The organism is Halobacillus halophilus, assembly GCF_020171985.1.
GTDB classification, from domain to species: domain Bacteria; phylum Bacillota; class Bacilli; order Bacillales; family Halobacillaceae; genus Halobacillus; species Halobacillus halophilus_A.
This window is the reverse complement of sequence record NZ_JAIVAL010000009.1, coordinates 22,306-32,435: the sequence shown is the minus strand read 5'-3', so window position 1 is coordinate 32,435 and position 10,130 is coordinate 22,306. Positions and strand designations below refer to the sequence as shown.

11 protein-coding genes are annotated in these 10,130 nt (G+C 41.3%); 7 read left to right on the top strand and 4 right to left on the bottom strand.

All coding sequences use genetic code 11. The features are described from left to right. Positions 1-4 precede the first annotated feature (4 nt). From LCM11_RS14370 to LCM11_RS14360, 3 genes are all read left to right on the top strand, one after another. Positions 5-991, top strand: coding sequence for a potassium channel family protein (locus LCM11_RS14370; protein ID WP_224894969.1), 987 nt, complete (start codon positions 5-7; stop codon positions 989-991). Between the two features lie 187 nt (positions 992-1,178). After that, on the top strand, positions 1,179-1,376 hold the full coding sequence (locus LCM11_RS14365) for a cold-shock protein (protein ID WP_014641831.1): 198 nt from the start codon (positions 1,179-1,181) through the stop codon (positions 1,374-1,376). A gap of 383 nt (positions 1,377-1,759) precedes the next feature. Next, positions 1,760-1,957: a cold-shock protein gene (locus LCM11_RS14360; RefSeq protein ID WP_014641831.1), complete on the top strand. Its 198-nt coding sequence runs from the start codon at positions 1,760-1,762 to the stop codon at positions 1,955-1,957. A 101-nt stretch (positions 1,958-2,058) separates the two neighbouring features. Here the strand turns inward: LCM11_RS14360 and LCM11_RS14355 are convergent, their stop codons facing one another. Then, positions 2,059-2,370: a hypothetical protein gene (locus LCM11_RS14355; RefSeq protein WP_224894968.1), complete on the bottom strand. Its 312-nt coding sequence runs from the start codon at positions 2,368-2,370 to the stop codon at positions 2,059-2,061. Between the two features lie 143 nt (positions 2,371-2,513). Beyond that, complete coding sequence (locus tag LCM11_RS14350) at positions 2,514-2,810, bottom strand: rhodanese-like domain-containing protein (protein ID WP_224894967.1); 297 nt, start codon at positions 2,808-2,810, stop codon at positions 2,514-2,516. A gap of 285 nt (positions 2,811-3,095) precedes the next feature. On the opposite strand from LCM11_RS14350, the gene LCM11_RS14345 reads away from it, so the two are divergent. The 4 genes from LCM11_RS14345 to LCM11_RS14330 all read left to right on the top strand — a co-directional run bounded on the left by LCM11_RS14345 (position 3,096) and on the right by LCM11_RS14330 (position 6,959). Further along, on the top strand, positions 3,096-4,262 hold the full coding sequence (locus tag LCM11_RS14345) for a LysM peptidoglycan-binding domain-containing protein (RefSeq protein WP_224894966.1): 1,167 nt from the start codon (positions 3,096-3,098) through the stop codon (positions 4,260-4,262). A 429-nt stretch (positions 4,263-4,691) separates the two neighbouring features. Continuing rightward, positions 4,692-5,528, top strand: a complete 837-nt coding sequence (locus tag LCM11_RS14340) for an amino acid ABC transporter substrate-binding protein (protein ID WP_224894965.1) — start codon at positions 4,692-4,694, stop codon at positions 5,526-5,528. Continuing rightward, positions 5,506-6,210: an amino acid ABC transporter permease gene (locus tag LCM11_RS14335; protein ID WP_224894964.1), complete on the top strand. Its 705-nt coding sequence runs from the start codon at positions 5,506-5,508 to the stop codon at positions 6,208-6,210. The genes LCM11_RS14340 and LCM11_RS14335 overlap by 23 nt, the downstream gene beginning before the upstream one ends. 11 nt (positions 6,211-6,221) lie before the next feature. After that, positions 6,222-6,959, top strand: coding sequence for an amino acid ABC transporter ATP-binding protein (locus LCM11_RS14330; protein ID WP_224894963.1), 738 nt, complete (start codon positions 6,222-6,224; stop codon positions 6,957-6,959). 88 nt (positions 6,960-7,047) lie between these two features. Here the strand turns inward: LCM11_RS14330 and LCM11_RS14325 are convergent, their stop codons facing one another. After that, positions 7,048-8,571, bottom strand: a complete 1,524-nt coding sequence (locus LCM11_RS14325) for an FAD-dependent oxidoreductase (protein ID WP_224894962.1) — start codon at positions 8,569-8,571, stop codon at positions 7,048-7,050. Between the two features lie 15 nt (positions 8,572-8,586). After that, a complete protein-coding gene (locus LCM11_RS14320; RefSeq protein ID WP_224894961.1) occupies positions 8,587-9,726 on the bottom strand; it encodes a M14 family metallopeptidase in 1,140 nt (379 codons plus the stop codon). Between the last annotated feature and the right edge of the window lie 404 nt (positions 9,727-10,130).

Here is a 10,130-nt window from a genome sequence, read left to right as displayed (position 1 = left end):
ATAGATGGATCAGCGAAAAGTTTTCGTTTCCTTATTACTGTTGCATATGCTTGTTCTTTTCGGAATTATTGGATATATGATTACGGAACAGCTCTCATTTTTTGATGCATTGTGGCTGGCGGTTGTCTCCGTACTAACTATCGGATATGGCGATATTTCTCCAAATACAATGGAAGGCAAGTTATTAACCCTGATTCTCATTCCGATTGCCATAGGGTTAACCACATATATACTGGCTCAAGCGGCTGGAGCGATCATCAGCGGTGAATTTTCCAATGAAATGAGGAAACGGAAAATGAATCAAAAGATTAAAAATGTAGAGGATCACATCATTATTTGCGGGTTCGGCAGAGTGGGGCAGCAAGTCCTTCAACAATTACATAAAGAAAATCACTCACTCGTCGTCATTGAATCAGATGAAGACGTGATAGCACGTCTGCCGGAGGGGACATTATTTATTACAGGAAACGCTACGGAGGATGAGATCCTCCTGCAGGCAGGTCTGGAGAGGGCGAAGGGGGTGGTGGTGACTCTCCCTGATGATGCCGATAATATATTTATTACCGTTACGGTGAAAGGGATAAAACCGGACATCTATACGGTCGTAAGAGCTGAGCGGAATTTTTCAGAAGAGAAGTTGTACCGGGCGGGCGCGGATAAAGTGATTAACACCTCGAACATAGGCGGGAAGAGAATGGCCACTGCCATTACAAAACCGATCAGCGTTGAATACGTAGAGACGGTGCTTCACGATCAGAGCAATGACTACAATATTGAAGAGATTTTAATTAAATCTACCTCTATACTTATCGGTCAAACTTTAAAGGAAGCCAGGATCAGAGAAGAATATGGAGTGAACATTGTAGCTATTAAACGCGGCCCGGAGATTATTAACAACCCTGATGCTGCTAACACGATAATGGAAGACGACCTTGTGATCGTATTTGGAACCTCGGAACAATTGAAGCGGTTTGAAGGGGCATCCATGTGATCTTTACAAAAAAGTTTGGCGTAAGGTTGACGTGGATTCACTCAGGTGCTATGATAGAAATTAATTATTCTTGTTCGTCTATGAATGAAAGAAAAAGTAACCTAGTAAGTCACTTTCGTCTAAAATGAATATGCAGAGCAATAATAGTAATACAATGTGGAGAAATTCCACGCAGGAGGCAACAATTATGTTACAAGGTAATGTTAAATGGTTCAACGCAGAAAAAGGTTTCGGTTTTATTGAAGTAGAAGGTCAAGACGATGTATTCGTTCATTTCTCTGCTATTCAAGGCGAAGGTTTCAAAACACTAGAAGAAAACGAAACAGTTTCTTTCGAAATCGTTGAAGGAAACCGCGGACCACAAGCAGCTAACGTTCAAAGATAAAACGTTAAATGAAGACTCCCTCTCATGAGAGGGAGTCTTTTTTGTTTCTCGATTGGGGTGCGGATGGTTCGTGTTCAAGTGACAAGAAATATGAAAGTGTCCTTCTGGCCATTCACGGCTACGAACAGTATCGCTGCATAAGAATATAATTTCCGGGATAAGTCCGGTGATCTTTTTTCGTTAATACTATGTGCCTTCTGATAAAAAAAGTTTGGCGTAAGGTTGACGTGGATTCACTCAGGTGCTATGATAGAAATTAATTATTCTTGTTCGTCTATGAATGAAAGAAAAAGTAACCTAGTAAGTCACTTTCGTCTAGAATGAATATGCAGAGCAATAATAGTAATACAATGTGGAGAAACTCCACGCAGGAGGCAACAATTATGTTACAAGGTAATGTTAAATGGTTCAACGCAGAAAAAGGTTTCGGTTTTATTGAAGTAGAAGGTCAAGACGATGTATTCGTTCATTTCTCTGCTATTCAAGGCGAAGGTTTCAAAACACTAGAAGAAAACGAAACAGTTTCTTTCGAAATCGTTGAAGGAAACCGTGGACCGCAAGCTGCTAACGTTCAGAGATAATAACGTTAACTAAAAGACTTCCCATACGGGAAGTCTTTTTTTATTTCTTCGTTCTTCTGGAATCTGGAGAAAAGAACCAAAAAAACCGGTCTTCTGTGAGGTCAGGCTACTTCTTCTTCAGGTTTCGGATCAGGTTTTGCTGCGTCCAGCATAAGGAAAATGGCAGACAGGATATGCATCGTAATCCCTACAAAAGGGATCCATCCGACGCAAGAGGTGATTATTCCCAGGATACTTCCCGTTGCGGCACCATTATCTTTTTTCGTTAATACTAGAGTGATAATGTGCAAAATTAACATAAGTGCTAAAGGTGTCCAGAGCAGACTGATGATAATGGTGGCACCAAGAAAAGGTACAGCTAGGATAGCTTCAAGTCCGCCTGTTACCCATTTCAAAATACGAGATGCTGACATAGGTTTCCCCCTTTAATGTATTCTAACGGTTAAGTATATCCAGACAACTAGTCTAATATGCTCCTCTCCGTACTATACGAAATCAGATGTTAGCGGTATATGCAAAAACCCCCGCGCCTTTTAAGGCCGGGGGTTTTTCGAGTTTAGCGTACTTCTCCATTCCAGGCTTTCATGCCACCTTCCATGTTGTGAGCATTTAAGCCCCGATCGTTCATAATATCGGCAGCCATATCGCTCCGTCTGCCGGAACGGCATACTGTAATATATTCCTTGTTAGGATCAAGCTCTCCAACACGTTCTTCTATTTCATCCAATGGGATGTGAAGAGCTTCCGGAATTTTACCTTCTGCAACTTCTTCATTTGTCCGCACATCAAGAACTTGAATGTGGTTTTCCTTTCGCTTGCTTTCAACTTCTTCAGGCTGAATGGTTTTAGCCATGGTATGAACCTCCTTGCTTTTAGCGAGTATTATAAATTTTTTCCACGTTAACTTGGATACGTAAACCTTAGTGTTTATTTAATAATGGATTTTATTGGATCTTACAAAAAGTGTTCCCTGTACACTCGTAAATAAACAAATCTTGATTGAAAACAAATTATCAAATATTGTTAGCGTTCTTTCGAGCTTTATATAGTATAATAGACTTAATTAGACAAAATATTCAGTCTTTTGTTCGTTATCTTTCCGTGAGAGGATTAAAAAATTCATAGCGAGGTGAATGTAATGGGAGAAAAGTTTCTGAGGTTCAGTTTGATCTTCCTTCTGATTATGGGCAGTTTCCTATCCTTTTCTAATTCTGTAGAAGCATCTCCTTCAAAGTTTGTTACCAAAGGCAATACCTCTAGTAAACGTGTAGCTTTAACATTTGATGACGGCTCAGATGGGACAAACATTGCTAAGATCCTGAAAACGCTCTCCAATGAAAATATCCACTCTACCTTCTTCTTAACTGGATCCGGAACAAATGCTCATCCAAATTCTATTAAGAATATTAAGGCGAACGGTCACGAATTAGCTAATCACTCCTATTCCCACCCAGATTTTACTGAGTTATCGAGCGCTGAAATAAAACGTGAATTAGATCGGACAGAAGCAGCGGTGAAAAATGTGGCGGGCCTATCGACTAAACCATTGTTCAGGGCGCCTTTTGGCGCAGTCAATTCTTCTGTACTTACAGCCGTAGGAAAAGCGGGCTATACTCACACGATTCACTGGAATATTGATACACTGGATTGGAAAGGTCTATCAGAAACAGAGGTTTATAACCGAGTGGTAGATAACATCGTTCCGGGTTCCATTGTGCTGATGCACACAGGAGCAGGTGCATCTGGGACTCCGGGCGCACTGCCGGATATCATCCGTTCATTAAAAGCCAGGGGCTATCAATTTGTCACTGTTTCGGAAATTTTAAATATGTCTTCTGCTTCAGGAACCATTCATACGGTGAAAGCAGGAGATACTCTTTATAGCCTCGCTAGAAAATATGAGGTAACGGTTAATCAAATTGTAAGAGAGAATAACCTTGCAAATGCTAATGTAATTCAGGTTGGCCAACGCCTTTCCATCCCTGGGGATACGCCGAATCCTCCGCCTGCTCAGGGAGACACCTATACCGTGCAATCCGGAGACACACTTTATAGCATTGCTAAAAGGTATGAAGTGTCCTTGAATGACCTTATCGAGGTTAATAAAATTTCAAATCCATCTTATATACGAATAGGGCAAGACCTGTTAATCCCTCAGAATATGAAAAGTTATACCGTGAAATCCGGGGATACTCTTTACAGTATAGCGAGAAGAAACGGGACAACGGTAAAGCGCTTAGCGGAAGTTAACAATATTTCGAATACGAGTTTGATCTATCCTGGCAGGACTTTAAAGCTACCATGATATAGGGCGGTAGACAGGGAACTTTTGTCCTTTTATGATATTTCAGTATAGTGAAACTGAGAAAAAGACGGAAAAGGACTCAGTTTGCGTCAGGCTTTCAGGTGGAACATTTACGTATGTATACACAAGGAGGTATGACGATGAAACTGATTCGTTCACTAATTCATACAATTGTTGATATCCTTCTCTTTATCCCGCGCGCCATTGGAAGGTTAATCAAGAAGATTGTATAATTAACAAAATAGGAATGCTAAAAGGACACTCTCCTAAGTAAGGAGGTGTCCTTTTTTTGTAGGTATAAAACAGCCGTGCTGGAAGAAATTAAGAGAGATCAAACATTATTGTTGACCTTTACTGAAACGACATGTATTCTCTAATAGTACATTAAACCGATTAAATTAGTTGGTATTATAAAGGAGGAACCACAGAATGAAAAAAATAACCTGGTTAACTATTACGGCATTATTTATTATTATACTTTCTGCCTGCGGCTCAAGTGGAGATGAGCAGGAGTCTTCATCTGGCAGTGATCAAAGCAGTGACCAAAATAGTGAAAAAAGTTTATATGAACAAATTCAAGAAGAAGGGGTCCTGACTGTAGGAACCGAAGGGACTTATGCCCCGTACACGTTCCACAACGAAAACGATGAACTGACAGGGTATGATGTTGAAGTAGCAAAGGAAATCGGGAAGCGTTTAGATCTTGAAATTGAGTTCAAGGAAACCAAATGGGATTCTATGTTTGCCGGCTTGAACAGCAATCGTTTTGATATGATTGCGAATCAGGTAGGAATTAAACCGGATCGAGAAAAGAAATACAGTTTTTCTGTACCTTACACCTATACATCAGCTGTGCTGGTAGCAAGAAAAGACAATAACGATATACAAAGTTTTGAAGACTTGGAGGGCGCAGTGTCCGCTCAATCATTAACAAGTAACTATGCAGATATCGCGAAAGAATACGGGGCTGAGATACAAAGCGTTGAGGGATTTAATCCGGCTATGGAACTATTGAACAATGGCCGTGTCGATGCTACCGTGAATGACCGTCTTTCCGTTTTGGATTACTTGAAGGAAAAAGGCGATCAGTCGAAGGTAGAGATTGTTGCTAAAGAGGATAATGCCTCAGAAACGGCTATGATGTTCCGTCAGGATAATCCTGAGCTTGTTGAGGCAGTGAACGGAGCCCTTAAAGAAATGAAAGAGGACGGTACGCTAGAAGAAATTTCTAACGAATGGTTCAATGAAGATGTTTCTACTCAGTAGCTTTCTCAGTTCAGAGGACGTAACTATATTACAAGACTCCTTTCTTCCTTTGTTGAAAGGAGTTCTTTCTTATACGATTCCCCTTACGCTCATTTCTTTTGCGATCGGGCTGGTATTGGCGATTACGACGGCTTTATTTAGAATTTCCGGTATCAAAGTACTGTCCGGAATAGCCAGAGTGTACGTATCCATTATTCGGGGGACTCCTCTGCTTGTCCAGTTGTTCATAGTCTTCTACGGGTTAGGTAATTTAGGGATCGAAGCTTTGAAATTTGAACCTTTTGTGGGAGCGATTATTGCGTTCTCCTTAAATACTGGGGCGTATGCTTCCGAAACGATAAGAGCCTCTATTTTATCGATTGAAAAGGGACAGTGGGAGGCTTCCTCATCTATCGGAATGTCTTATCTTCAATCTTTAAGACGAGTGATCCTTCCTCAAGCTACGAGGGTGTCGGTTCCCCCTTTATCCAATTCATTCATTGGGTTGGTTAAAGAAACATCACTGGCTTCTACGATTTTGGTTAGTGAAATGTTCAGAAAAGCTCAAGAAATTGTGGCTACGACTTATACTCCTTTATTGGTGTACGTAGAAGCGGCTGCTATTTATTGGGTCATATGCTTTCTATTATCGGTTCTGCAAGGCAGAATTGAGAACCGCATGAACCGTTATGTGAAAACGTAAGGAGAATGCTCATGATTAACATGAACAATGTATCAAAACAATTTGGCGACTTAGTCGTTTTAAAAGATATCAGTTTACAGGTAGAACAAGGAAAAGTGGTTGTCATCATTGGTCCATCAGGTTCGGGTAAAACGACGCTTCTCCGGTGCTTGAACGTTCTTGAACAACCGGAAGAAGGCTCCATCACCATTGATCAGCAGACCCTCAAATTTTCAAAAAAGATTTCCAAAAAAGAAATTAGGGAGTTCAGGAAACAAACCGGCATGGTTTTTCAAACCTATAATTTGTTTCCGCACTTTACGGCCGTTCAAAATGTGATGGAAGGTCCTGTAACCGTCCAAAAAGTCGCTAAGGCTAAAGCGCGTGAAAAAGCAGTGGATATTCTCACTAAAGTTGGTCTCCATGAGAAAATGGAAGTGTATCCTTATCAGCTTTCAGGCGGACAGCAGCAGAGAGTAGGGATTGCCAGGGCCATGGCGATTGACCCGAAAGTTATGTTGTTTGATGAACCCACTTCAGCGCTGGACCCGGAATTAGTCGGCGAGGTTCTGCAGGTTATGAAGAAACTGGCAGCGGAAGGTCGTACGATGGTGGTTGTTACTCACGAAATGAGTTTTGCTAAAGAAGTAGCTGATGAAGTGCTGTTTATGGATAATGGCATGATCGTTGAAAGAGGCGAACCATCTGTTCTATTTGAACAGCCTAAGGAAGAACGCACAAAGCAATTTTTAAATTTGATAAAGCAGTAATAAAAAAAGAACTTCCGGTTATGGAAGTTCTTTTTTTTAGGGAACACCATTTTCCAACAAAGCAAACCACTAGTTTAATCGAAGATTATTATTCTTTGCTTAATTTTTTAAGTGGTTCCGTCGCAGGACCTTCTATAACTTCTCCGTCCGGTGTAAACCGGGAACCATGACAAGGGCAGTCCCAGGATCGTTCTCCATTGTTCCATTCCAAATCGCAGCCCATATGGGTGCATGTGGTATCGACTATTTTCATAGTGCCATCATCTGTTTTATAAGCGCCGGCTTTCTTTCCGTCTATATTAATGATAGCCCCTTCATCGGGAATCAGGTCGTCTATTGTCCGGTCACCTTTGGACAGTTTACCCTTTACGAATTCCTTAGCGACATTAGCATTTTCCTTCGTGAAACTCTTTACATCTTCCTGGGCATGAAACCGAGAAGGGTTAAAAAGTTCTGCATACGGACTGTGATCCTGGCTGATTAAGTCGGTGATTACCATTGCGGCTGCTGTTCCGTTTGTCATTCCCCATTTAGCAAAACCGGTCGCCACATGAATATTAAAGTGTTTTTCTGTAATCGGTCCGATATATGGAACCATATCAAGGGTGGTCATATCCTGAGAAGACCAGCGGTATGGTACGCTCTCAACGTCAAAATGCTGTTCAGCATAATCGCGCAGTCTTTTATAATGTTGTTCTGTATTTCTGCTTTGACCACTTGGATGTCCTTCACCCCCGATAAGCAGATAGCGGTCTCCGTTACTATCAATAGCATGGCGCAGCGATCGCTTTGGAGACTCTGCGTTTAAATACATACCATCGGGGAGTTGCCCTGTCATTTTAACGGCAAGACTATAAGAGCGGTCGACATGGAGTCTCGCAAAATATAAGCCTTTGAAATCTTTGAAGGGAAAATGAGAGGCCATTACGACATGGTCAGAGTGTACACGTTGTCCATTTCTCGTAATAACTTCAGGTCTTTTGCCTTCTTTGATATCTACTGCCCGTGTATCTTCATAGATGGATGTTCCGTTTTCTCTTAAGTACTCAATAAGAGGGAGCAGAAATTTGACCGGGTTAAAATGGGCCTGGTCTTTCATTTTTATAGAAGCTGTCACAGGAAAAGGGAGATCCGTATGTTGGGAGAGCTCTCCGTCGATCCCGAGCTGCTCATAGGCTTTGGCTTCTTTTTCAATGTTCCGTTTTGATTCTACTGTAGTACTGTAAACGTAAGCATCCTGGTAAGCGAAATCGCAGTCGATATGATGTTCCTGTCTAATTTGATCCATAAGCTGTAGGGCCTCTTGGTTCGCGTCATAGTATAGTTTAGCTTTTTCTTTGCCGAACGTTTGAATAAGGTGGTCATAAATGAGCCCGTGCTGAGAACTGATTTTCGCCGTAGTATAGCCGGTGGTACCTTCCACAATCTTTCCTGCTTCAAGGATTACCACTCTGAATCCTTTTTTCACCAGAAGATAAGCGGTCATAATTCCGGTGATACCGGATCCGATGACCGTCACATCTGCTTCCGTATTCTCGGTTAGGGCGGGAAAGGATCCAATTGACTGGTGTCTCCATAAGGGAAAAGATCTTTCAGGGAGCTGGTTCGCCATATTATTTTCTCCTTCCTAGGTGGTTTGATAGGAAACGAAAATCTCTTCTTGAGTAAGAATAGACTCGATGGCCAGGCGTGCTTCTTCCAGTACCGATTGCCGCCATTCTTCATCATTTGGGTAGAACATATTCTTGAATTCCTCAAGAATCCATTGTCGATCCTGCTCCTTTTCTGCACCTTCCCAGTAAAGTTGATTTTCCAGGATAATCGTTGTAAATTCTCTCAGCTCTGCTTTTCGGCTGGTACCGAATGTACCGAACTCAAATAAAGCTGAAAATAGATACGTATCTGGATTTTCTTCAATTTTTAACTTATGAAAATAGTTGGTAGAGTCTCCTTTTACCTTTTTAGGGGTGAACTTCTGGATATTTTCCATTCCATACTCTTTCTTCATCTGCTCTTCTTCCCGTTCATCGTGTTCGGAGACGACCATTGTAACCTCGTTGGTTGGCCCAAGAGCTGTATGCCAATCCATATGGATCACACGTGTATAGGTGGTAAGGAGCTTTCTCTGCCAATCTTTTAAAAAGCTGGCTGATTGCTCTTCGTTTGCTCCTCCGTAATAGACGCCGCGTGGGAATTCAAATTGTCCCATGCCTTTAGCCTTCTTAATTCCACTGTATCCCTCTCTCATCATTCCTTTGCTCAATTGTTCGTATAGCTCTGTTTTTTCTTTAGCCACATCTTGAACAGGGCCGTTGGGCTGGAAAATTTGGCTTTCTTCCGAGTAATTTTCGTTTACATTCTCAGGAACTGAACCTGGATCGAATAGATAATTACGGTTCAAATCCACGTTATTTTCAGTTACACGTCGGAAATTCCGCATCCCCCAGGGGTTAATGGCGTGCACGAGACAGATGCCGGTAGTTTGTGGATCAATTTGATTGAGGTATTCCTCGACAAACAGGTGAGTCACTGCTGCGCCGGCATAACCTTCAATCCCGTGCTCTCCAGTAGTGAAGAAAACGACTTGTTCGTTCGAGGTAAGCGCCTCGGAATAAATTACATCAATGGTATTATCTGGATCCTTTCCGATGCTTTCAGTTGATAAAACAGCCTCTGGCCACTTTTTTTTGATGGTGTATAAATGTTCTTGGAACGTTTCTCTGGATTGTTCATAATCTCTCTTAAAATACTTTTCTGTTGCTGCCATGGTCTCACTACCTTTCGAATGCTTTTTGTAATAAATTCCACAAATATGAAATACTAAACAGCAGTTTCTTATATTAAGATAATATAATAAGGGTGCGGAGTAACTGGGGGATTGTTTTGATAGGTTAAAAATATTGTCATGATCGATTTTTTGTTTAATAATATAAGTGGAAATTAAAAAGTTACATATGTACTTGTTTTTTTGAAAAAGTAATTTGAGTTCAGGCAAAGTCTGAAAGAACCAATCCAGTCTAGTGTGAGTTTTTCATTATGGGTATGGTAATCGGGGGAAGGAGTCCTCAAACCTGCGCCAAATTATGGACATGGTACTCAACTGAGTGCCGTTTTTAATCGTTTAGGGCTCCTGTAGAATAAGAAAAGACCGGATCAAAGGGGAACCTTGAT